The organism is Streptococcus sp. Marseille-Q5619, from assembly GCF_946901205.1.
Lineage (GTDB): Bacteria > Bacillota > Bacilli > Lactobacillales > Streptococcaceae > Streptococcus.
This window is the reverse complement of record NZ_CAMPPO010000002.1, coordinates 38352-60389: the sequence shown is the minus strand read 5'-3', so window position 1 is coordinate 60389 and position 22038 is coordinate 38352. Positions and strand designations below refer to the sequence as shown.

Here is a 22038-nt window from a genome sequence, read left to right as displayed (position 1 = left end):
ATTTTCTTTTTTTCACAAATAGTCATCGTTTTTCTTTCCTATACTAAAGTGGTGTGTATCCAGTTATTTTTTTGAATTGATTTTGAAAATAAGATTGGCTTGAGAAAGGCAGATAGTGAAGATAGTTAAGAAGGTTAAGAAGAATAGGATGTTCTTTTTTCCTTTTTGGAAAACTTCTAAAATATGGTATAATGAAAAGATAAAGAAGTTGGGGGTAGAAGATGAACATTCAACAATTACGCTATGTTGTGGCTATTGCAAATAGCGGTACTTTCCGTGAAGCTGCTGAAAAGATGTATGTTAGTCAGCCGAGTCTGTCTATTTCTGTTCGGGATTTGGAAAAAGAATTGGGCTTTAAGATTTTCCGTCGGACCAGCTCAGGGACTTTCTTGACCCGTCGTGGTATGGAATTCTATGAAAAAGCGCAAGAATTGGTTAAAGGATTTGATATTTTTCAAAATCAGTATGCCAATCCTGAAGAAGAAAAAGATGAATTTTCCATTGCCAGTCAGCACTATGACTTCTTGCCACCAACCATTACGGCCTTTTCAGAGCGCTATCCTGATTATAAGAACTTTCGTATTTTTGAATCAACTACTGTTCAAATTTTAGACGAAGTAGCTCAGGGGCACAGTGAGATTGGGATTATCTACCTCAACAATCAAAATAAAAAGGGGATTATGCAACGCGTTGAAAAGCTAGGTCTGGAGGTCATTGAATTGATTCCCTTCCATACCCATATTTATCTCCGTGAGGGGCATCCTTTAGCCCAGAAAGAGGAATTGGTTATGGAGGATTTAGCGGATCTACCGACAGTTCGTTTCACTCAAGAGAAAGATGAGTACCTTTATTATTCAGAGAACTTTGTTGATACCAGCGCTAGCTCACAGATGTTTAATGTGACAGACCGTGCCACCTTGAATGGTATTTTGGAGCGGACGGACGCCTATGCAACAGGTTCTGGATTTTTAGATAGTGACAGTGTCAATGGCATCACAGTTATTCGTCTCAAGGATAACCTAGATAATCGCATGGTCTATGTTAAACGTGAGGAAGTGGAGCTGAGTCAGGCTGGAACTCTTTTCGTAGAAGTCATGCAAGAATATTTTGATCAGAAGAGGAAATCATGAAAAAAAGAGCAATAGTGGCAGTCATTGTACTGCTTTTGATTGGGCTGGATCAGTTGGTCAAATCCTATATCGTCCAGCAAATTCCACTGGGTGAAGTGCGTTCTTGGATTCCCAATTTTGTTAGCTTGACCTACCTGCAAAATCGAGGGGCAGCCTTTTCTATCTTACAAGATCAGCAGTTGCTATTCGCTGTCATTACTCTGGTTGTCGTGGTAGGTGCCATTTGGTATCTACATAAACACATGGAGGACTCACTCTGGATGGTCTTGGGTTTGACCTTGATTATTGCAGGTGGTCTTGGAAACTTTATTGACAGGGTGAGTCAGGGCTTTGTTGTGGATATGATCCACCTTGACTTTATCAATTTTGCAATTTTCAATGTGGCAGATAGCTATCTGACTGTTGGAGTGATTATTTTATTGATTGCAATGTTAAAAGAGGAAATAAATGGAAATTAAAATTGAAACTGGTGGCCTGCGTTTGGATAAGGCTTTGTCAGATTTGACAGAATTATCACGTAGTCTCGCGAATGAACAAATCAAATCAGGTCAGGTTTTGGTCAATGGCCAAGTCAAGAAAGCTAAATACACTGTCCAAGAGGGTGATGTCGTTACTTACCATGTGCCAGAGCCGGAGGTCTTAGAGTATGTGGCTGAGAATCTTCCGCTAGAAATCATCTACCAAGATGAGTATGTGGCTGTCGTTAACAAACCTCAGGGGATGGTTGTGCATCCGAGTGCTGGTCATACTTGTGGAACTCTGGTAAATGCCCTTATGTATCATATTAAGGACTTGTCGGGTATTAATGGAGTTCTGCGTCCAGGAATTGTTCACCGTATTGATAAGGATACATCAGGCCTTCTCATGATTGCTAAAAACGATGAGGCGCATCTAGCACTTGCTCAAGAACTCAAGGATAAAAAGTCTCTTCGCAAATATTGGGCGATTGTTCATGGAAATTTGCCCAATGATCGTGGTGTGATTGAAGCACCGATTGGCCGTAGTGAAAAAGACCGTAAGAAACAGGCTGTGACTGCTAAAGGAAAGCCTGCAGTGACTCGTTTCCACGTCTTGGAACGTTTTGGTGATTACAGCTTGGTAGAGTTGCAGCTAGAGACAGGACGCACTCATCAAATCCGTGTTCACATGGCTTATATTGGCCATCCAGTCGCTGGTGATGAGGTCTATGGTCCTCGTAAGACTTTAAAAGGACATGGCCAATTTCTCCATGCCAAGACGCTAGGATTTACTCATCCGAGAACAGGTGAGACCTTGGAATTTACAGCAGATATCCCAGAGATATTTAAGGAAACTTTAGAGAGATTGAGGAAGAAAGAATGAAGTGTAAAAAGAAGTCCAGTATAATTATGGTAACTGCAATCTTAATCATAATATATATATATATATAATGGGTTAACGCTAGAAAAATATTTTGGCTTTTCCAGTAATAAAATACATTTTGTTAATGTACTGACTGCAGGAAGTGATGCTATTATTTTGGAAAGTAATGGTCATTTTGCCATGATTGATGTAGGAGAAGATTATGATTTTCCTGATAGTAGTAATCCTAAATATCCTTTGAGACCAGGAATCGGTACTTCTTATAAGCATGTAATGACAGATAGAGTATTCCGTCATTTGAAGGAATTGGGTGCCCGAAAACTTGATTTTATTTTGGTGACCCATACCCACAGTGACCATATTGGAAATATGGATGAAATATTAGATAAATACCCTGTTGATCGTATTTATATGAAAAGATATGATGATAGTCGTATAACTGATAAAAATCGTTTGTGGGATAATCTCTACGGATATGATAATGCGATTAAAGCTGCAAATCGTAATGGGGTGAAATTAATTCAAGATATATCGGCAGATGAATCTCATTTTCAGTTTGGAGACATGGATATTCAGCTCTATAATTATGAAAATGAATATGATGAGAATGGAAATCTTAAACCTGTTTGGGACGATAATTCCAATTCCTTGATTAGTGTAGTCAAAGTCAATGGCAAGAAAATTTACCTTGGGGGCGACTTAGATAATGTTCATGGAGCAGAAGACAAGTATGGTCCTCTTATTGGAAAAGTTGATTTGATGAAGTTTAATCATCATAAGGATACCGAAAAATCAAATACAAAAAACTTTATATTAAATCTATCTCCAGAAATCATAGTGCAGACAAGTGATGCTGTTCCAGGTTTTTATGATAGTCCTATTGTAGACAACCCTGAATATATAGCATGGTTAGATAGTTTAGGGATAAAGCGAATAAATGCAGCTAGTACAGAATATGATGCAACTGTTTTTGATATTAGACAAAATGGCATAGTTGATATAAGTAAACAATATAAAAAAATACCATCGTTTGTTTCGGGATGGCATCAGAAATCTAATGGCGAGTGGTGGTACCAAGCACCAGATTCTACAGGAAATTATTCTATCGGTTGGAACGAAATTGATGGAAAAAGATATTATTTTAATCAAAAAGGAATTCTAATAGAGCAATAATGAAAAAGAAATTGATTAGTTTAGCACTTGCAGGCGCTTTTTTAGGTTTGTCATGGTATGGGAATGTTCAAGCTCAAGAAAGTTCAGAAAATAAAATCCACTTTATAAATGTTCAAGAAGGTGGCAGCGATGCGATTATTCTTGAAAGCAATGGACATTTTGCCATGGTGGATACAGGAGAAGATTATGATTTCCCAGATGGAAGTGATTCTCGCTATCCATGGAGAGAAGGAATTGAAACGTCTTATAAGCATGTTCTAACAGACCGTGTCTTTCGTCATTTGAAGGAATTGGGTGTCCAAAAACTTGATTTTATTTTGGTAACCCATACCCACAGTGATCATATTGGAAATGTTGATGAATTACTGTCTACCTATCCAGTTGACCGAGTCTATCTTAAAAAATATAGTGATAATCGTATTACTAATTCTGAACGTCTATGGGATAATCTGTACGGTTATGATAAGGTTTTACAGACTGCTTCAGAAAAAGGTGTTTCAGTTATTCAAAACATCACACAGGAAGATGCTCATTTTCAGTTTGGGGACATGGATATTCAACTCTATAACTATGAAAATGAAACTGATTCATCAGGTGAATTAAAGAAAATTTGGGATGACAATTCCAATTCCTTGATTAGCGTGGTGAAAGTCAATGGCAAGAAAATTTACCTTGGGGGCGATTTAGATAATGTTCATGGAGCAGAAGACAAGTATGGACCTCTCATTGGAAAAGTTGATTTGATGAAGTTTAATCATCACCATGATACAAACAAATCAAATACCAAGGATTTCATTAAACATTTGAGTCCGAGTTTGATTGTTCAAACTTCGGATAGTCTACCTTGGAAAAATGGTGTTGATAGTGAGTATGTTAATTGGCTCAAAGAACGAGGAATTGAGAGAATTAATGCAGCCAGCAAAGACTATGATGCAACAGTTTTTGATATTCGACAAGATGGGTTTGTCAATATTTCAACCTCCTACAAGCATATTCCAAGTTTTCAAGCTGGTTGGCATAAGAGTGCATATGGAAACTGGTGGTATCAAGCGCCTGATTCTACAGGAGAGTATACTGTCGGTTGGAATGAAATTGAAGGTGAATGGTATTACTTTAACCAAACGGGTATCTTGTTACAGAATCAATGGAAAAAATGGAACAATCATTGGTTCTATTTGACAGACTCTGGTGCTTCTGCTAAAAATTGGAAGAAAATTGCTGGAATCTGGTATTATTTCAACAAAGAAAATCAGATGGAAATTGGTTGGGTAAATACTGGAGGTCAGTCCTATTATTTATCAAAGGATGGCTCTATGAAGACAGGCTGGCTTCAATATAAGGGTCAATGGTATTACTTTGCTCAATCAGGGGAAATGAAAACGGGTTGGGTAAAAGATAAAGAAACCTGGTACTATATGGGTTCTACTGGTATCATGAAGACAGGCGAGATAGAAGTTGCTGGTTATCATTACTATCTGGAAGATTCAGGAGCTATGAAGCAAGGTTGGATTAAAAAGGCAAATGCTTGGTATTTCTACAAGGAAGATGGTTCACGAGCTGTTGGTTGGATTAAAGACAAGGATAAATGGTACTTCTTGAAAGAAAATGGTCAATTGCTTGTGAACAGTAAGACACCAGAAGGCTATACTGTTGATTCAAGTGGTGCCTGGTTAGTGGATGTTCCGGTCGAGAAATCTGTTACAACTAAAGTCACAAGTCATTCAGAAATAAAAGAATCGAAAGAAGTAGTGAAAAAAGATCTTGAAAGTAAAGAAATTAGACAGAATGAAGGTGTTACAAGCGCTTCAACTAGTCAAGATTTGACTTCTTCAACTTCAAAAAGCTCTGAAATGAGTGCAAACAAATCGGAATCAGAACAGTAGTAAAAAAGAAGGTTTTAGGGCCTTCTTTTTCCTATCAACTCTTTTCTATTTCCTGTTATTCATGTTATAATGGATAAATATGAAGAATCGGAGTGAGACTATGAAATACAAACGGATTGTCTTTAAGGTGGGGACTTCTTCTCTGACGAATGAGGATGGAAGTTTATCACGTAGTAAGGTAAAGGCTATTACCCAGCAGTTGGCTATGCTGCACGAGGCTGGTCATGAATTGATTTTGGTGTCGTCGGGTGCTATTGCGGCAGGTTTTGGAGCCTTAGGATTTAAAAAGCGTCCGACTAAGATTGCTGATAAACAGGCTTCAGCAGCGGTAGGGCAGGGGCTTTTGTTGGAAGAATACACGACCAATCTTCTCTTGCGCCAAATCGTTTCTGCCCAAATCTTGCTGACCCAGGATGACTTTGTGGATAAGCGCCGTTATAAAAATGCCCATCAGGCTTTGTCAGTTCTACTTAGCCGTGGCGCGATTCCTATCATCAATGAGAATGACAGTGTCGTTATTGATGAGCTCAAGGTTGGGGACAATGATACTCTAAGTGCCCAGGTGGCGGCTATGGTCCAAGCAGACCTTTTGGTTCTCTTGACAGATGTGGACGGCCTCTATACTGGAAATCCTAATTCAGATCCAAGAGCCAAACGCTTGGAGCGAATTGAGACCATCAATCGTGAGATTATCGATATGGCCGGTGGAGCTGGTTCGTCAAACGGAACTGGGGGCATGCTAACAAAAATCAAGGCTGCCACTATTGCGACAGAATCAGGAGTTCCTGTTTATATCTGCTCATCTTTGAAGGCAGATGCCATGATTGAAGCAGCGGAGGAGACTCAGGATGGTTCCTACTTTGTTGCTCAAGAGAAGGGGCTTCGTACCCAGAAACAATGGCTGGCCTTCTATGCTCAGAGTCAAGGTTCTATTTGGGTTGATAAAGGGGCTGCGGAAGCTCTCTCCCAACATGGAAAGAGTCTTCTCTTATCTGGTATTGTTGAAGCAGAAGGCGCCTTTTCTTACGGTGATATTGTGACAGTATTTGACAAGGAAAGTGGAAAATCACTTGGAAAAGGGCGTGTGCAATTTGGTGCATCTGCTTTGGAGGATATGTTGCGTTCTCAAAAAGCTAAGGGGGTCTTGATTCACCGTGATGACTGGATTTCCATTACTCCTGAAATCCAACTACTCTTTACAGAATTTTAGAGGTAAACTATGGTAAGTACACAAGAACAATTTGAACAGGTACAGGCTGTTAAAAAATCGATTAACACAGCTAGTGAAGAGGTGAAAAACCAAGCCTTGCTAGCCATGGCTGATCATTTATTAGTAGCTACTGAGGAAATTTTAGCTGCCAATGCCCTCGATATGGAAGCAGCAAAGGGCAAAATCTCAGATGTGATGCTGGATCGTCTTTATTTGGATGCAAGTCGTATAGAATCGATGGCAACTGGGATTCGTGAAGTGGTTGCTTTACCAGATCCAATCGGTGAAGTTTTAGAAACAAGTCATCTTGAAAATGGTTTGGTTATCACCAAAAAACGTGTGGCTATGGGGGTTATCGGTATTATCTATGAAAGCCGTCCAAATGTGACGTCTGATGCAGCTGCTTTGGCTCTCAAGAGTGGAAATGCAGTTGTTCTTCGTAGTGGTAAGGATGCCTATCAAACTGCCCATGCTATTGTCACAGCATTGAAAAAGGGCTTAGAGACAACGACCATTCACCCAGATGTGATTCAACTAGTGGAAGATACTAGCCGAGAAAGTAGCTATGCTATGATGAAGGCCAAGGACTATCTAGACCTGCTTATTCCTCGTGGAGGGGCTGGCTTGATCAATGCTGTGGTTGAAAATGCTATTGTACCAGTTATCGAGACAGGAACAGGCATTGTCCATGTTTATGCGGACAAGGATGCAGATGAAGATAAGGCACTGTCTATTATCAACAATGCTAAAACCAGTCGTCCTTCTGTCTGCAATGCCATGGAGGTTTTGCTAGTTCATGAAGCCAAGGCAGCAAGCTTCCTTCCTCGCTTGGAGCAAGTGCTGGTTGCAGATCGAAAAGAAGCTGGTCTGGAACCAATTCAATTCCGCTTGGATGAGAAAGCAAGTCAGTTTGTTTCAGGTCAAGCAGCTGAGGCTCAAGACTTTGACACCGAGTTTTTAGACTATGTCCTAGCTGTTAAGGTTGTGAGCAGTTTAGAAGAAGCGGTCGCGCATATTGAAGCCCACAGTACCCATCATTCGGATGCCATTGTGACGGAAAATGCTGAAGCTGCGGCTTACTTTACAGATCAAGTGGACTCTGCAGCGGTTTATGTCAATGCCTCAACTCGTTTCACCGATGGTGGCCAATTTGGACTTGGTTGTGAAATGGGAATTTCTACTCAGAAACTGCACGCGCGTGGTCCAATGGGATTAAAAGAGTTGACCAGCTACAAGTATGTGGTTGCTGGTGATGGGCAGATAAGGGAGTAAGAGATGAAGATTGGATTTATCGGCTTGGGGAATATGGGTGCTAGTTTGGCCAAGGCTGTCTTGCAGGCCAAGACGGGTGATCAGATTCTCCTTGCCAATCGTAGTCAAGCCAAGGTAGATGTTTTCATTGCAGACTTTGGTGGTCAGGCTTCCAGCAACGAAGAAATTTTTGCAGAAGCAGATGTGATTTTTCTAGGTGTTAAGCCAGCTCAGTTCTCAGATTTACTTTCTCAATATCAGACCATTCTTGAAAAACGAGAGAGTCTTCTTTTGATTTCGATGGCAGCTGGATTGACCTTGGAAAAACTAGCAAGTCTTCTTCCAAGTCAGCACAGAATTATTCGTATGATGCCCAATACTCCAGTTTCTATCGGTCAAGGAGTCATTAGTTATACCTTGTCAGCCAACTGCCAAGCAGATGATAAGGAAGTCTTTTGTCAACTTTTACAACATGCCGGTTTATTGTTTGAAATCAGTGAAGGCTTAATCGACGCGGCGACAGGTCTTGCAGGTTGTGGACCAGCCTTTGTCTATCTTTTCATTGAAGCTTTGGCGGATGCAGGTGTTCAGACAGGATTGCCACGAGAAACTGCTCTACAAATGGCAGCTCAAACAGTTATTGGAGCAGGTCAATTGGTCCTTGAAAGTCAGCAACATCCTGGAGTATTGAAAGACCAAGTTTGTAGCCCAGGCGGTTCAACTATCGCTGGTGTAGCAAGCTTAGAAGCGCATGCTTTTCGAGGAACAGTCATGGATGCAGTTCATCAAGCCTATAAACGAACACAAGAACTAGGTAAATAAGAGGTGGCTTTGACTGCCTCTTTTATGGTGGCTGAAATGAGAAGACAAAAAGATTGTCACAAACCCCTATTTTTTTGATAGAATAGAAGTAGTAAAAAAGAAATGAGTTAGACATGTCAAAAGGATTTTTAGTCTCTCTTGAGGGACCAGAGGGAGCAGGAAAGACCAGTGTTTTAGAGGCTCTGCTCCCAATTTTAGAGGAAAAAGGAGTAGAGGTGCTGACGACCCGTGAACCTGGAGGAGTCTTGATCGGGGAGAAGATTCGGGAAGTAATTTTGGATCCAAGTCATACTCAGATGGATGCGAAGACAGAGTTGCTTCTTTATATTGCTAGTCGCAGACAGCACTTGGTGGAAAAAGTTCTCCCAGCACTTGAAGCTGGCAAGTTGGTCATTATGGACCGCTTCATCGATAGTTCCGTTGCCTATCAGGGATTTGGTCGTGGCTTGGATATTGACGCCATTGATTGGCTCAATCACTTTGCGACAGACGGCCTTAAACCCGATTTGACACTCTATTTTGACATCGAGGTGGAAGAAGGACTAGCTCGCATTGCTGCTAATAGCAATCGTGAGGTCAATCGTTTGGACTTGGAAGGGTTGGACTTGCATAAAAAAGTTCGTCAAGGCTACCTTTCTCTTCTGGACAAAGAAGGAAATCGCATAGTCAAGATTGATGCTAGTTTTCCTTTGGAGCAAGTTGTGGAAACTACCAAGGCTGTCTTGTTTGATAGAATGGGATTAGCTAAATGAAACAAGATCAACTAAAGGCTTGGCAACCAGCCCAGTTTGACCGCTTTGTCCGTATCTTGGAGCAAGACCAGCTCAATCATGCCTACCTCTTTTCAGGTTTCTTTGGAAGCTTGGAAATGGCGCAATTTTTGGCTAAAAGTCTCTTTTGCACGGATAAAGTAGGTGTTTTACCATGTGAGAAATGCCGAAATTGTAAGCTGATTGAACAGGGAGAATTTCCCGATGTTACCTTGATTAAGCCAGTCAATCATGTCATCAAGACAGAACGGATTCGAGAATTGGTGGGACAGTTTTCCCAAGCAGGGATTGAAAGCCAGCAGCAGGTCTTTATTATCGGGCAAGCTGAGAAAATGCATCCTAATGCAGCTAATTCTCTGCTCAAGGTCATCGAAGAACCCCAGAGTGAGGTTTATATTTTCTTCTTGACCAGTGATGAGGAGAAGATGCTACCGACCATCCGCAGTCGAACCCAGATTTTCCACTTTAAAAAGCAAGAAGAGCAACTCATCTTACTCTTAGAACAAATGGGACTGGTCAAGAAAAAAGCAACTCTTTTAGCCCAGTTTAGTCAATCGCGAGCTGAAGCAGAAAAGTTGGCTAATCAGGCAAGTTTTTGGACCTTGGTCGATGAAAGTGAACGCCTGCTGACTTGGTTAGTGGCTAAGAAAAAAGAAAGTTATTTGCAAGTTGCCAAACTAGCTAGCTTGGCAGATGATAAGGAAAAACAAGATCAGGTTTTACGGATTCTTGAAGTCCTCTGTGGACAAGATATCCTACAAGCAAGAGTAAGGGTGATTCTACAAGATTTGCTAGAAGCTAGAAAAATGTGGCAAGCTAATGTCAGCTTTCAAAATGCCATGGAATATCTGGCTTTGAAAGAAATATAAACTCAAAAATGAATGATAAAGAAAGGAAAGGGCTGTTTTATGGACAAAAAAGAATTATTTGACGCGCTGGATGATTTTTCCCAACAGTTATTGGTAACCTTGGCCGATGTGGAAGCCATCAAGAAAAATCTCAAGAGCCTGGTAGAGGAAAATACAGCTCTTCGCTTGGAAAATAGTAAGTTGCGTGAACGCTTGGGTGAGGTGGAAGCAGATGCTCCCGTCAAGGCTAAACATGTTCGCGAAAGTGTCCGTCGCATTTACCGAGATGGATTTCACGTTTGTAATGATTTTTATGGACAACGTCGAGAGCAGGACGAGGAATGTATGTTCTGTGACGAGTTGTTATACAGGGAGTAGGCATGCAGATTCAAAAAAGTTTTAAGGGGCAGTCTCCCTATGGCAAGCTGTATCTAGTGGCAACGCCGATTGGCAATTTAGATGATATGACCTTTCGAGCTATTCAGACCTTGAAAGAAGTTGACTGGATTGCGGCTGAGGACACGCGCAATACAGGTCTTCTGCTCAAGCATTTTGACATTTCTACTAAGCAGATTAGTTTTCATGAGCACAATGCCAAGGAAAAAATTCCCGATTTGATTGGTTTCCTGAAAGCAGGACAAAGCATTGCTCAGGTATCCGACGCGGGTCTGCCTAGCATCTCAGACCCTGGTCATGATTTGGTTAAGGCAGCCATTGAGGAAGAAATTGCGGTTGTGACTGTTCCGGGTGCCTCTGCAGGAATTTCTGCTTTGATTGCCAGTGGTTTAGCGCCACAGCCACATATCTTTTACGGCTTTTTACCGAGAAAATCAGGCCAGCAAAAGCAATTTTTCGACTCGAAAAAAGATTATCCTGAAACTCAGATTTTCTATGAATCTCCCCATCGTGTGGCATATACGTTGGAAAATATGCTAGAAGTCTATGGTGACCGCTCGGTCGTATTGGTCAGAGAATTGACCAAAATCTATGAAGAATACCAAAGAGGTACCATTTCGGAATTGCTGAAAAGCATAGCTGAAACGTCACTCAAGGGCGAATGCCTTCTCATCGTTGAAGGTGCCAGTCAGGATGTGGAGGAAAAAGACGAGGAGGACTTGTTCTTAGAAATCCAAGCCCGTATCCAGCAAGGCATGAAGAAAAATCAAGCTATCAAGGAAGTCGCTAAGATTTACCAGTGGAATAAAAGCCAGCTCTACGCTGCCTATCACGATTGGGAAGAAAATCAAGAAAATGACTAAACAGGGAAGTTTGCCTTCTTCCCTTTTTTTGTTATACTAGTAGAAGAAAAAATTAGAAAGATTTGTGGGAGTGAAAAAGTCTGGGGGACTTTTTCAGCCTGAGCCAAGAAACTCGAAAGCGAAGTAAGTCCTGTGGACTTTTTCAGCCTGAGCCAAGAAACTCGAAAGCGAAGTAAGTCCTGTGGACTTTTTCAGCCCGAGCCAAGAAACTCGAAAGCGAAGTAAGTCCTGTGGACTTTTTCAGCCTGAGCCAGGAAATTCGAAATCGAAGTAAGTCCTGTGGACTTTTTCAGCCTGAGCCAGGAAATTCGAAATCGAAGTAAGTCCTGTGGACTTTTTCAGCCTGAGCCAAGAAATTCGAAAGCGAAGTAAGTCCTGTGGACTTTTTCAGCCTGAGCCAAGAAATTCGAAAACTCTTAAGTTTGATTGGCTTTTTCAATGTGAACCTTGTCTTCACACTCCCAAAGAGGTATTAGTGTCGTGTCTCAATCTTATATCAATGTTATCGGTGCTGGTTTGGCAGGTTCTGAAGCAGCCTACCAAATCGCAGAACGTGGTATTCCAGTTAAACTTTATGAAATGCGTGGTGTCAAGTCAACACCTCAACACAAAACAAACAATTTTGCTGAGTTGGTTTGTTCCAATTCTCTTCGTGGGGATGCTTTGACAAATGCCGTTGGGCTCCTCAAGGAAGAAATGCGTCGCTTGGGTTCAGTTATCTTGGAATCTGCTGAAGCAACCCGTGTTCCTGCAGGAGGTGCACTTGCGGTGGACCGTGATGGTTTCTCTCAAATGGTGACCGAAAAAGTTGCCAACCATCCCTTGATTGAAGTGGTTCGTGATGAAATTACAGAATTGCCGACAGATGTTATCACAGTTGTCGCTACTGGTCCTTTGACCAGCGATGCTCTGGCTGAAAAGATTCATGCTCTTAATGACGGCGATGGTTTCTATTTCTACGATGCGGCAGCGCCGATTATCGATGTCAATACTATAGATATGAGCAAGGTATATCTCAAGTCTCGGTATGACAAGGGAGAAGCTGCCTACCTCAATGCCCCAATGACCAAGCAAGAGTTCATGGATTTCCATGAAGCCTTGGTCAATGCGGAAGAAGCACCGCTTAATTCTTTTGAAAAAGAAAAGTACTTTGAAGGTTGTATGCCAATTGAAGTCATGGCCAAACGTGGTATTAAAACCATGCTTTATGGTCCTATGAAACCAGTGGGTCTTGAGTATCCGGACGACTACACAGGACCTCGTGATGGAGAATTCAAAACACCTTATGCGGTTGTGCAACTTCGTCAGGATAATGCAGCTGGTAGCCTCTACAATATTGTTGGTTTCCAGACCCACCTCAAATGGGGAGAACAAAAGCGTGTCTTCCAAATGATTCCAGGTCTTGAAAATGCGGAATTTGTCCGTTATGGTGTTATGCACCGCAATTCTTACATGGATTCACCAAATCTTCTTGAGCAAACCTATCGCTCCAAGAAACAGCCAAACCTCTTCTTTGCTGGTCAAATGACGGGTGTGGAAGGCTATGTAGAGTCAGCGGCTTCAGGCTTAGTTGCGGGAATTAACGCGGCTCGTCTTTTCAAGGGAGAAAGTGAGGCTATTTTCCCAGAGACAACAGCGATTGGAAGTCTAGCTCATTACATCACCCATGCGGACAGCAAACATTTCCAACCGATGAATGTCAATTTTGGGATTATCAAGGAGTTAGAAGGCGAGCGTATCCGTGATAAGAAGGCTCGTTATGAAAAAATTGCAGAGCGTGCTCTTAGCGACTTAGAGGAATTTTTTTCAAAGATTTGCTCATGATACTATAAAAATCTTAGAAATTGTGATAAAATAGGTAGGATAAAAGAAGGAGAGTGAAAATGGCGAATCCCAAGTATAAACGTATTTTAATCAAGTTATCAGGTGAAGCCCTTGCCGGTGAACGTGGCGTAGGGATTGATATCCAAACAGTTCAAACAATCGCAAGAGAGATTCAAGAAGTTCATAGCTTAGGTATCGAAATTGCCCTTGTTATTGGTGGAGGAAATCTCTGGCGTGGAGAACCTGCTGCAGAGGCAGGAATGGACCGCGTTCAGGCAGATTACACAGGAATGCTTGGGACTGTTATGAATGCTCTTGTGATGGCAGATTCATTGCAACAAGTTGGGGTTGATACACGTGTGCAAACAGCTATTGCCATGCAACAAGTGGCAGAGCCTTATGTCCGTGGACGTGCCCTTCGTCACCTTGAAAAAGGCCGTATCGTTATCTTTGGTGCCGGAATTGGTTCACCTTACTTCTCAACAGATACAACAGCGGCCCTTCGTGCAGCTGAAATCGAAGCGGATGCTATCCTTATGGCTAAAAATGGCGTAGATGGTGTTTACAATGCCGATCCTAAGAAGGACAAGACAGCTGTTAAATTTGAAGAATTGACCCACCGTGACGTTATCAATAAAGGTCTTCGTATCATGGACTCAACAGCTTCAACCCTCTCAATGGATAACGACATTGACTTGGTTGTCTTCAACATGAACCAACCAGGCAACATCAAACGTGTCGTATTTGGTGAAAATATCGGAACAACAGTTTCAAATAATATCGAAGAAAAGGAATAAGAAAGATTATGGCTAACGCAATTATTGAAAAAGCTAAAGAGAGAATGACCCAGTCTCACCAATCACTTGCTCGTGAATTTGGTGGTATCCGTGCAGGCCGTGCCAATGCAAGTTTGCTTGACCGTGTACATGTAGAATACTATGGAGTAGAAACTCCTCTTAACCAAATCGCTTCAATTACGATTCCAGAAGCGCGTGTTTTGTTGGTAACACCATTTGACAAGTCTTCATTGAAAGACATCGAACGTGCCTTGAACGCTTCTGATCTTGGTATCACACCAGCTAACGATGGTTCTGTGATTCGCTTGGTTATCCCTGCTCTTACAGAAGAAACTCGTCGTGACCTTGCTAAAGAAGTGAAGAAGGTCGGCGAAAATGCTAAAGTGGCTGTCCGCAATATCCGTCGTGATGCTATGGACGAAGCTAAGAAACAAGAAAAAGCAAAAGAAATCACTGAAGACGAATTGAAGACTCTTGAAAAAGACATTCAAAAAGTAACAGACGATGCTGTTAAACACATCGACGACATGACTGCCAACAAAGAGAAAGAACTCTTGGAAGTCTAAAAATAAACAGAAAAACTCAGTTGGCATTGCTGGCTGAGTTTTATTCGAAAGAAGGAAATATGAATACAAATCTTGCAAGTTTTATCGTTGGACTCATCATCGATGAAAATGACCGTTTTTACTTTGTGCAAAAGGATGGTCAAACCTATGCTCTTGCTAAGGAAGAAGGTCAGCATACAGTAGGGGATACGGTTAAAGGTTTCGCCTATACAGATATGAAGCAAAAGCTCCGCTTGACCACTCTAGAAGTGACTGCAACTCAGGACCAATTTGGTTGGGGCCGTGTCACAGAGGTTCGTAAGGATTTGGGTGTCTTTGTGGATACAGGCCTTCCTGACAAGGAAATCGTTGTGTCACTCGATATTCTCCCTGAGCTTAAGGAACTTTGGCCTAAGAAGGGTGATCAACTCTACATCCGTCTTGAAGTGGACAAGAAAGACCGTATCTGGGGCCTCTTGGCTTATCAAGAAGACTTTCAACGTCTAGCTCGTCCTGCCTACAACAACATGCAGAACCAAAACTGGCCAGCCATTGTATACCGCCTCAAGCTGTCAGGAACTTTTGTTTACCTGCCAGAAAATAACATGCTTGGCTTTATCCATCCTAGCGAACGCTATGCAGAGCCACGTTTGGGTCAAGTCTTAGATGCGCGTGTCATTGGGTTCCGTGAAGTGGACCGTACCTTGAACCTCTCCCTCAAACCACGTTCTTTTGAAATGTTGGAAAATGATGCTCAGATGATTTTGACTTATTTGGAAAGCAATGGCGGTTTCATGACCTTAAATGATAAGTCATCTCCAGACGACATCAAGGCAACCTTTGGTATTTCTAAAGGTCAGTTCAAGAAAGCACTCGGTGGCTTGATGAAGGCTGGTAAAATCAAGCAGGATCAGTTTGGTACAGAGTTGATTTAGGGAGATATATGAGAAAATCATTTTACACTTGGCTCATGACCGAGCGAAATCCTAAAAGTAACAGTCCCAAAGCTATCTTGGCAGACCTAGCTTTTGAGGAGTCAGCCTTCCCAAAACACACAGATGATTTTGATGAGGTGAGTCGCTTTTTGGAGGAACATGCCAGTTTCTCTTTTAACCTAGGAGACTTTGACAGCATTTGGCAAGAATATTTAGAACACTAGCATGATTCACTGGGTTTGGGCTAGTAATTTCTCCACCCCTTTGCTATAATAAAAAGAAATAAAAGGATTAGAGAGGTTCTTTATTTGAAGGAACATTCAATAGACATTCAACTGAGTCATCCAGATGACCTGTTTCATCTTTTTGGTTCCAATGAACGCCATCTTCGTTTGATGGAAGAAGAGCTTGATGTGGTGATTCATGCTCGTACGGAGATTGTCCAGGTTTTGGGAGAAGAGTCTGCTTGCGAGGAAGCTCGTCAGGTTATTCAAGCTCTCATGGTCTTGGTGAACCGTGGGATGACCGTTGGTACGCCAGATGTGGTGACTGCGATTAGCATGGTCAAAAACGATGAAATCGACAAGTTTGTCGCCCTTTACGAAGAAGAAATTATCAAGGATAATACTGGTAAACCTATTCGTGTCAAAACCCTAGGGCAAAAACTTTATGTGGACAGTGTTAAACAGCATGATGTGACCTTTGGAATTGGGCCAGCAGGTACAGGGAAGACCTTCCTTGCAGTGACCTTGGCAGTGACAGCTCTTAAACGTGGTCAGGTTAAGCGGATTATCCTAACACGCCCGGCAGTGGAAGCTGGCGAGAGTCTAGGTTTTCTTCCGGGAGATCTCAAGGAGAAGGTGGATCCTTACCTTAGACCTGTTTATGATGCCTTGTATCAGATTCTGGGAAAAGACCAAACGACTCGTCTCATGGAGCGTGAAATTATCGAGATTGCGCCCCTTGCCTATATGCGTGGACGAACCTTGGATGATGCCTTTGTCATTCTCGATGAGGCGCAAAATACGACCATCATGCAGATGAAGATGTTCTTGACGCGTTTAGGCTTTAATTCTAAGATGATTGTCAATGGAGATATCAGTCAGATTGACCTTCCGCGTAACGTCAAGTCCGGTTTGATTGATGCCCAAGAAAAGCTCAAGAACATTCACCAGATTGACTTTGTTCATTTTTCAGCCAAGGATGTGGTTCGCCATCCAGTTGTCGCTCAGATTATCCGAGCTTATGAACCAGCTCCAGTTAAAAATGAAGAGCGTGAAGAAGTCCAAGAAAAAACAGAATAGCAAAAAAGAGCAGTTCAGGTGGAATTGCTCTTTCTTTTATCTGATAATTAGATTTTTTAGATTAGTTCATCAATTGGAGTATGTTTTTTATCGAGACCTTGGGCTACTGGAAGACTGGTTAAGTAACCTTGATAAGTAGTAACACCTTGGCGCAAGCCCTCATCTTCAGAGATTGCTTGTACAAAACCTTTACCAGCCAAAGTTTCGATATAAGGAAGAGTGACATTGGTTAGGGCAATGGTTGAAGTACGGGCTACAGCACCTGGGATGTTGGCAACGGCATAGTGGAGCACACCGTGTTTTTCATAGACAGGCTCATCGTGCGTTGTCACACGGTCAGCTGTCTCGATAACACCACCTTGGTCAACAGCAACGTCAACGATGACTGATCCTGGACGCATTTGCTTGACCATCTCATCTGTGACCAGTTTTGGTGCCTTGGCACCTGGGATGAGAACCGCTCCGATCACCACATCCGCATCTCTCACACTGGCTTCGATGTTGAAAGAATTTGACATAAGAGTTTGAATTTGGTGACCAAAGACCTCCTCTAAAACGGAGAGACGTTTAGCACTGATATCAAGGATGGTCACTTGCGCTCCCAATCCTAAAGCGATGCGGGCAGCATGGGTCCCTACGACACCGCCACCGATGATGGTTACTTTCCCTTTAGGTACACCCGGTACACCACCCAGTAGAACGCCAGAACCTCCTGCTTGCTTAGTTAGGAAATGAGCACCGATTTGGACTGCCATACGGCCTGCAACCTCACTCATAGGAACGAGGAGTGGTAATTGACCTTGGGAATCACGGACAGTTTCATAGGCAATCCCAGTTGTTTTTGATTCCAACATAGCATCTGCTAATTCTGGAGCAGCGGCCATGTGCAAGTAGGTGAAGAGAAGCAGGTCGTCACGTAAGTAACCATATTCAGAATCTAGTGGTTCTTTTACTTTCACGACCAACTCTGCAGCCCAGGCTTCACCAGCAGTAGCGACAATTTCAGCTCCTTGCTTTTGATAGTCAGCATCAGTAAAGCCAGAACCGAGACCAGCATTTGTTTCGATAAGGACGCGATGACCACGACCGACTAAACTGTGGACACCAGCAGGTGTGAGGGCAACACGGTTTTCATTATTCTTAATTTCTTTTGGAATTCCGATTAACATAGAGAAAAACTCACTTTCTATTGACGGGTTGTAAATGATTTATCACAATTATCTATAAAATAAGGTGATGATTTTATTCTATATGAAACCGCTTTAAAAAGCAAGAAAAATTTGTTATCACTTCTTTTTTATGCTAGACTGGTAGAAAATATTTTTAAATGGAGGAGAAGTATGGAATCAATCTTTTTAAAACTAGCTCAGTATCCCATAGTCGAGACAGAGCGTTTATTGCTTAGACCTGTAACCTTGGATGATGCGGAAGAAATGTTTGCCTATGCCTCGGACAGAGAAAATACGCGCTACACTTTTCCAACCAATCAAAGCTTGGAAGAAACCAAAAATAATATTGCTCAGTTCTACTTGACTAATCCCTTGGGACGTTGGGGAATAGAACTAAAAAGCAATGGCAAATTTATCGGAACAATTGATTTGCACAAGATTAATCCTGTTCTTAAGAAGGCAGCTATTGGCTACATTATCAATAAAAAGTATTGGAATCAAGGATTGACGACAGAAGCCAATCGTGCCGTAATTAAGCTAGTTTTTGAGAAAATTGGAATGAATAAGTTAGTTGCTTTACACGATAAGGCTAATCCCGCGTCAGGAAAGGTCATGGAGAAATCAGGCATGCGTTTTTCCCACGAAGAAGCTTATGCTTGTATGGACCAGCATGAAGCAGGTCGAATCGTGACAAGAGTTCATTATGTCTTGACCAGGGAAGACTATTTTGCAAATAAATAAGCAGTTGAGAAGAAATTTTCGACTGTTTTTTCTTTCTCTTACGAATAATCTAAGAGAGGAGAATATATGGAAGCAATTATCGAGAAAATCAAAGAGTATAAAATCATTGTCATCTGTACTGGTCTGGGCTTGCTTATAGGCGGATTTTTCCTGCTAAAGCCAGCTTCACCAACACCTGTCAAGGAAACGAATTTGCAGGCAGAAGTTTCAGCTGTTTCCAAGGATTCATCGACTGAAAAGGAAGTGAAGAAGGAAGAAAAGGAAGAACCCCTTGAACAAGATCTAATCACAGTAGATGTCAAAGGTGCTGTCAAATCACCAGGGATTTATGATTTGCCTGTAGGTAGTCGGGTCAATGATGCTGTTCAGAAGGCAGGTGGTTTGACAGAGCAAGCAGACGGCAAGTCACTCAATCTAGCTCAGAAAGTTAGTGATGAGGCTCTAGTTTACGTTCCAACTAAGGGCGAAGAAGCAGCTAGTCAACAGATTACTTCGGGGACAGCTTCTTCGACGAGCAAGGAAAAGAAGGTCAATCTCAACAAAGCCAGTCTGGAAGAACTCAAGCAGGTCAAGGGTCTGGGAGGAAAACGAGCTCAGGACATTATCGATCATCGTGAGGCAAATGGGAAATTCAAGTCGGTTGATGAACTCAAGAAAGTCTCTGGCATTGGTGCCAAGACCATAGAAAAGCTAAAAGATTATGTTACAGTGGATTAAGAATTTCCCTATTCCCTTAATTTACCTGAGTTTTCTATTACTCTGGCTTTACTATGCTATTTTTTCAGCATCCTATCTTGCTTTATTGGGCTTCGTTTTTCTGCTAATCTGTCTCTTTATCCAATTTCCTTGGAAATCAGCAGGCAAAGTTCTAGTGATTTGTGGAATCTTTGGTTTCTGGTTTCTCTTTCAAACTTGGCAACAGAGTCAAGCGAGTCAAAATTTGGCGGATTCTGTTGAGAGGGTACGGATTTTGCCTGACACTATTAAGGTCAATGGTGACAGTCTATCCTTTCGTGGCAAGTCTGATGGACGCATTTTCCAAGTCTATTATAAACTACAGTCCGAGGAGGAGAAAGAAGCCTTTCAAGCTTTAACAGATCTTCATGACTTGGAACTAGAAGGAAAACTTTCAGAGCCAGAAGGGCAAAGAAATTTTGGTGGCTTTGACTACCAAGCCTATCTGAAGACTCAGGGAATTTACCAGACACTCAATATCAAAAAAATCCAGTCACTTCAAAAGGTTGGCAGTTGGGATATAGGAGAAAATCTATCCAGTTTACGCCGAAAGACTGTGGTTTGGATTAAGACACATTTTCCAGACCCTATGCGCAATTACATGACGGGTCTCTTGCTGGGACATCTGGATACAGACTTTGAGGAGATGAATGAGCTTTATTCTAGTTTAGGAATTATCCACCTTTTTGCTTTGTCTGGTATGCAGGTAGGATTTTTCATGAATGTATTTAAGAAACTTCTCTTGCGATTGGGCTTGACCCAAGAAAGGTTGAAATGGCTGACTTATCCCTTTTCCCTTATCTATGCAGGGCTGACAGGATTTTCAGCATCAGTCATTCGCAGTCTCTTGCAAAAGTTACTGGCTCAACATGGGGTTAAGGGCTTGGATAATTTTGCCTTGACCGTGCTTGTCCTCTTTATCGTCATGCCCAACTTTTTCCTGACTGCAGGAGGAGTTTTGTCCTGCGCTTATGCTTTTATCTTGAGCATGACCAGCAAAGAAGGAGAGGGCCTCAAGGCTGTGACCAGAGAAAGTCTAGTCATTTCCTTGGGAATATTGCCCATTCTGTCCTTCTATTTTGCGGAATTTCAACCTTGGTCCATCCTTTTGACCTTCGTCTTTTCCTTTCTATTTGACTTGGTCTTCTTACCGCTCTTGTCTATCTTATTTGCCCTTTCCTTTCTCTATCCAATCATTCAGCTGAATTTTATTTTTGAATGGTTGGAGGACATTATTCGCTTGGTATCACAGGTGGCAAGTAGACCTCTGGTCTTTGGACAACCCAATGCATGGATTTTAATCTTATTGTTAATTTCCTTGGCTTTAGTTTATGATTTGAGGAAAAACATTAAAAGGCTAGTAGTGTTGAGCTTATTGATTACAGGTTTCTTTTTCTTGACCAAGCATCCACTGGAAAATGAAATGACCATGCTGGATGTGGGGCAAGGGGAAAGTATTTTCCTAAGGGATGTAACTGGTAAGACCATTCTTATAGATGTAGGTGGCAAGGCAGAATCTGATAAGAAAATCGAAAAATGGCAAGAAAAGACGACGACCAGCAATGCCCAGCGAACCTTGATACCCTATCTTAAAAGTCGAGGAGTGACCAAGATTGACCAGCTGATTTTGACAAATACGGACAAGGAGCATGTTGGAGATTTGTTGGAGGTGACCAAGGCATTCCATGTAGGCGAAATTTTAGTGTCAAAAGGCCGTTTGAAACAGAAGGAATTTGTGGCAGAACTACAGGCAACTCAAACCAAGGTGCGCAGTGTAACAGCAGGAGAGAACTTGCCAATTTTTGGAAGTCAGTTAGAAGTTCTATATCCAAGGAAAATTGGAGATGGAAGTCATGAAGATTCCATAGTTCTGTATGGGAAACTCTTGGATAAGTACTTTCTTTTCACAGGAAATTTGGAGGAGAAAGGAGAGAAGGACTTGCTGAAGCACTATCCAGACTTGAAAGTGGATGTTTTGAAAGCTAGCCAACATGGCTCTAAAAAATCATCAAGTCCAGCCTTTCTAGAACAGTTCAAACCTGAGATTACTCTTATCTCAGTTGGAAAGAACAATCGAACGAAACTCCCCCATCAGGAAACCTTGACACGACTGGAAGGTATCAATAGTAAAGTTTACCGAACTGACCAGCAAGGAGCTATAAGCTTTAAATGGTGGAATAGTTGGAAGATTGAAAGCGTTCGATAGGAGGAAAAAATTAAAAAATGTTAAATATTATTAAAATAAATCCAAAAAACTATTGCATAACAGATAAGAAAATGATATAATTAAAGCGCTTTCGA

General features: G+C 41.8%; 22 protein-coding genes and 1 pseudogene. 21 read left to right on the top strand and 2 right to left on the bottom strand.

Features of this window, described 5'->3' with window-relative positions:
* Positions 1–43: 43 nt before the first annotated feature.
* Positions 44–229, bottom strand: a complete 186-nt coding sequence (locus tag OC530_RS01420) for an AraC family transcriptional regulator (protein ID WP_138704473.1) — start codon at positions 227–229, stop codon at positions 44–46.
* Here OC530_RS01420 and OC530_RS01415 point away from each other — a divergent pair.
* The 18 genes and pseudogenes from OC530_RS01415 to OC530_RS01330 all read left to right on the top strand — a co-directional run bounded on the left by OC530_RS01415 (position 222) and on the right by OC530_RS01330 (position 17092).
* The gene (locus tag OC530_RS01415; protein ID WP_001025693.1) at positions 222–1130 is read left to right on the top strand and encodes a LysR family transcriptional regulator; all 909 of its coding nucleotides are present in this window, start codon (positions 222–224) and stop codon (positions 1128–1130) included. The genes OC530_RS01420 and OC530_RS01415 overlap by 8 nt on opposite strands.
* Positions 1127–1588, top strand: a complete 462-nt coding sequence (lspA, locus tag OC530_RS01410) for a signal peptidase II (protein WP_138704474.1) — start codon at positions 1127–1129, stop codon at positions 1586–1588. The genes OC530_RS01415 and lspA overlap by 4 nt, the downstream gene beginning before the upstream one ends.
* Positions 1578–2471 (top strand): RluA family pseudouridine synthase, encoded by an 894-nt coding sequence (locus tag OC530_RS01405; protein ID WP_262078890.1) that lies wholly within the window; start codon positions 1578–1580, stop codon positions 2469–2471. Before lspA ends, OC530_RS01405 begins: the two co-directional genes overlap by 11 nt.
* Before the next feature lie 99 nt (positions 2472–2570).
* Positions 2571–3638: pseudogene (locus OC530_RS01400) on the top strand (MBL fold metallo-hydrolase); the annotation flags it as partial.
* 5 nt (positions 3639–3643) lie between these two features.
* Positions 3644–5527 carry a phosphorylcholine esterase CbpE gene (gene cbpE, locus OC530_RS01395; RefSeq protein ID WP_262078889.1) on the top strand — a complete coding sequence of 628 codons (1884 nt, stop codon included), beginning with the start codon at positions 3644–3646 and terminating at the stop codon, positions 5525–5527.
* Positions 5528–5627: 100 nt separating this feature from the next.
* Complete coding sequence (gene proB, locus OC530_RS01390) at positions 5628–6737, top strand: glutamate 5-kinase (RefSeq protein ID WP_262078887.1); 1110 nt, start codon at positions 5628–5630, stop codon at positions 6735–6737.
* A gap of 9 nt (positions 6738–6746) precedes the next feature.
* Positions 6747–8009 carry a glutamate-5-semialdehyde dehydrogenase gene (locus tag OC530_RS01385; protein WP_262078884.1) on the top strand — a complete coding sequence of 421 codons (1263 nt, stop codon included), beginning with the start codon at positions 6747–6749 and terminating at the stop codon, positions 8007–8009.
* 3 nt (positions 8010–8012) lie between these two features.
* Complete coding sequence (proC, locus tag OC530_RS01380; RefSeq protein ID WP_055387714.1) at positions 8013–8810, top strand: pyrroline-5-carboxylate reductase; 798 nt, start codon at positions 8013–8015, stop codon at positions 8808–8810.
* Between the two features lie 113 nt (positions 8811–8923).
* Positions 8924–9562: a dTMP kinase gene (tmk, locus tag OC530_RS01375; protein WP_055387713.1), complete on the top strand. Its 639-nt coding sequence runs from the start codon at positions 8924–8926 to the stop codon at positions 9560–9562.
* On the top strand, positions 9559–10449 hold the full coding sequence (locus tag OC530_RS01370) for a DNA polymerase III subunit delta' (protein WP_262078879.1): 891 nt from the start codon (positions 9559–9561) through the stop codon (positions 10447–10449). The genes tmk and OC530_RS01370 overlap by 4 nt, the downstream gene beginning before the upstream one ends.
* Before the next feature lie 39 nt (positions 10450–10488).
* Entirely contained in the window at positions 10489–10806 is a 318-nt protein-coding gene (gene yabA, locus OC530_RS01365) for a DNA replication initiation control protein YabA (RefSeq protein ID WP_000358228.1), read from the top strand.
* A gap of 2 nt (positions 10807–10808) precedes the next feature.
* Positions 10809–11687 (top strand): 16S rRNA (cytidine(1402)-2'-O)-methyltransferase, encoded by an 879-nt coding sequence (gene rsmI / locus OC530_RS01360; RefSeq protein WP_262078871.1) that lies wholly within the window; start codon positions 10809–10811, stop codon positions 11685–11687.
* Between the two features lie 480 nt (positions 11688–12167).
* Positions 12168–13511, top strand: a complete 1344-nt coding sequence (gene trmFO, locus OC530_RS01355) for a methylenetetrahydrofolate--tRNA-(uracil(54)-C(5))-methyltransferase (FADH(2)-oxidizing) TrmFO (RefSeq protein WP_262078870.1) — start codon at positions 12168–12170, stop codon at positions 13509–13511.
* Positions 13512–13570: 59 nt separating this feature from the next.
* A complete protein-coding gene (gene pyrH, locus OC530_RS01350; protein ID WP_039704027.1) occupies positions 13571–14308 on the top strand; it encodes a UMP kinase in 738 nt (245 codons plus the stop codon).
* A gap of 8 nt (positions 14309–14316) precedes the next feature.
* Positions 14317–14874 carry a ribosome recycling factor gene (frr, locus tag OC530_RS01345; RefSeq protein ID WP_001262225.1) on the top strand — a complete coding sequence of 186 codons (558 nt, stop codon included), beginning with the start codon at positions 14317–14319 and terminating at the stop codon, positions 14872–14874.
* Positions 14875–14933: 59 nt separating this feature from the next.
* A complete protein-coding gene (gene cvfB / locus OC530_RS01340; protein WP_001095445.1) occupies positions 14934–15788 on the top strand; it encodes an RNA-binding virulence regulatory protein CvfB in 855 nt (284 codons plus the stop codon).
* An 8-nt stretch (positions 15789–15796) separates the two neighbouring features.
* Entirely contained in the window at positions 15797–16012 is a 216-nt protein-coding gene (locus tag OC530_RS01335) for a YozE family protein (RefSeq protein WP_001232085.1), read from the top strand.
* Positions 16013–16096: 84 nt separating this feature from the next.
* Positions 16097–17092, top strand: coding sequence for a PhoH family protein (locus OC530_RS01330; protein WP_218764114.1), 996 nt, complete (start codon positions 16097–16099; stop codon positions 17090–17092).
* Positions 17093–17148: 56 nt separating this feature from the next.
* Here the strand turns inward: OC530_RS01330 and ald are convergent, their stop codons facing one another.
* Complete coding sequence (ald, locus tag OC530_RS01325) at positions 17149–18261, bottom strand: alanine dehydrogenase (protein WP_112443604.1); 1113 nt, start codon at positions 18259–18261, stop codon at positions 17149–17151.
* A 171-nt stretch (positions 18262–18432) separates the two neighbouring features.
* On the opposite strand from ald, the gene OC530_RS01320 reads away from it, so the two are divergent.
* From OC530_RS01320 to OC530_RS01310, 3 genes are all read left to right on the top strand, one after another.
* Entirely contained in the window at positions 18433–19002 is a 570-nt protein-coding gene (locus tag OC530_RS01320; RefSeq protein ID WP_262078856.1) for a GNAT family N-acetyltransferase, read from the top strand.
* 66 nt (positions 19003–19068) lie between these two features.
* Complete coding sequence (locus tag OC530_RS01315) at positions 19069–19719, top strand: helix-hairpin-helix domain-containing protein (RefSeq protein WP_262078854.1); 651 nt, start codon at positions 19069–19071, stop codon at positions 19717–19719.
* Positions 19703–21943: a DNA internalization-related competence protein ComEC/Rec2 gene (locus OC530_RS01310; protein WP_262078853.1), complete on the top strand. Its 2241-nt coding sequence runs from the start codon at positions 19703–19705 to the stop codon at positions 21941–21943. Before OC530_RS01315 ends, OC530_RS01310 begins: the two co-directional genes overlap by 17 nt.
* The last annotated feature ends 95 nt before the right edge of the window (positions 21944–22038 follow it).

Excerpts from the sequence above, each read along its gene's own strand:
- OC530_RS01415 (WP_001025693.1), top strand. The coding sequence starts at position 222 with ATGAACATTCAACAATTACGCTATGTTGTGGCTATTGCAAATAGCGGT.
- OC530_RS01420 (WP_138704473.1), bottom strand. The coding sequence starts at position 229 with ATGTTCATCTTCTACCCCCAACTTCTTTATCTTTTCATTATACCATAT.
- lspA (WP_138704474.1), top strand. The coding sequence starts at position 1,127 with ATGAAAAAAAGAGCAATAGTGGCAGTCATTGTACTGCTTTTGATTGGG.
- OC530_RS01405 (WP_262078890.1), top strand. The coding sequence starts at position 1,578 with ATGGAAATTAAAATTGAAACTGGTGGCCTGCGTTTGGATAAGGCTTTG.
- cbpE (WP_262078889.1), top strand. The coding sequence starts at position 3,644 with ATGAAAAAGAAATTGATTAGTTTAGCACTTGCAGGCGCTTTTTTAGGT.
- proB (WP_262078887.1), top strand. The coding sequence starts at position 5,628 with ATGAAATACAAACGGATTGTCTTTAAGGTGGGGACTTCTTCTCTGACG.
- OC530_RS01385 (WP_262078884.1), top strand. The coding sequence starts at position 6,747 with ATGGTAAGTACACAAGAACAATTTGAACAGGTACAGGCTGTTAAAAAA.
- proC (WP_055387714.1), top strand. The coding sequence starts at position 8,013 with ATGAAGATTGGATTTATCGGCTTGGGGAATATGGGTGCTAGTTTGGCC.
- tmk (WP_055387713.1), top strand. The coding sequence starts at position 8,924 with ATGTCAAAAGGATTTTTAGTCTCTCTTGAGGGACCAGAGGGAGCAGGA.
- OC530_RS01370 (WP_262078879.1), top strand. The coding sequence starts at position 9,559 with ATGAAACAAGATCAACTAAAGGCTTGGCAACCAGCCCAGTTTGACCGC.
- yabA (WP_000358228.1), top strand. The coding sequence starts at position 10,489 with ATGGACAAAAAAGAATTATTTGACGCGCTGGATGATTTTTCCCAACAG.
- rsmI (WP_262078871.1), top strand. The coding sequence starts at position 10,809 with ATGCAGATTCAAAAAAGTTTTAAGGGGCAGTCTCCCTATGGCAAGCTG.
- pyrH (WP_039704027.1), top strand. The coding sequence starts at position 13,571 with ATGGCGAATCCCAAGTATAAACGTATTTTAATCAAGTTATCAGGTGAA.
- frr (WP_001262225.1), top strand. The coding sequence starts at position 14,317 with ATGGCTAACGCAATTATTGAAAAAGCTAAAGAGAGAATGACCCAGTCT.
- cvfB (WP_001095445.1), top strand. The coding sequence starts at position 14,934 with ATGAATACAAATCTTGCAAGTTTTATCGTTGGACTCATCATCGATGAA.
- OC530_RS01335 (WP_001232085.1), top strand. The coding sequence starts at position 15,797 with ATGAGAAAATCATTTTACACTTGGCTCATGACCGAGCGAAATCCTAAA.
- ald (WP_112443604.1), bottom strand. The coding sequence starts at position 18,261 with ATGTTAATCGGAATTCCAAAAGAAATTAAGAATAATGAAAACCGTGTT.
- OC530_RS01320 (WP_262078856.1), top strand. The coding sequence starts at position 18,433 with ATGGAATCAATCTTTTTAAAACTAGCTCAGTATCCCATAGTCGAGACA.
- OC530_RS01315 (WP_262078854.1), top strand. The coding sequence starts at position 19,069 with ATGGAAGCAATTATCGAGAAAATCAAAGAGTATAAAATCATTGTCATC.
- OC530_RS01310 (WP_262078853.1), top strand. The coding sequence starts at position 19,703 with ATGTTACAGTGGATTAAGAATTTCCCTATTCCCTTAATTTACCTGAGT.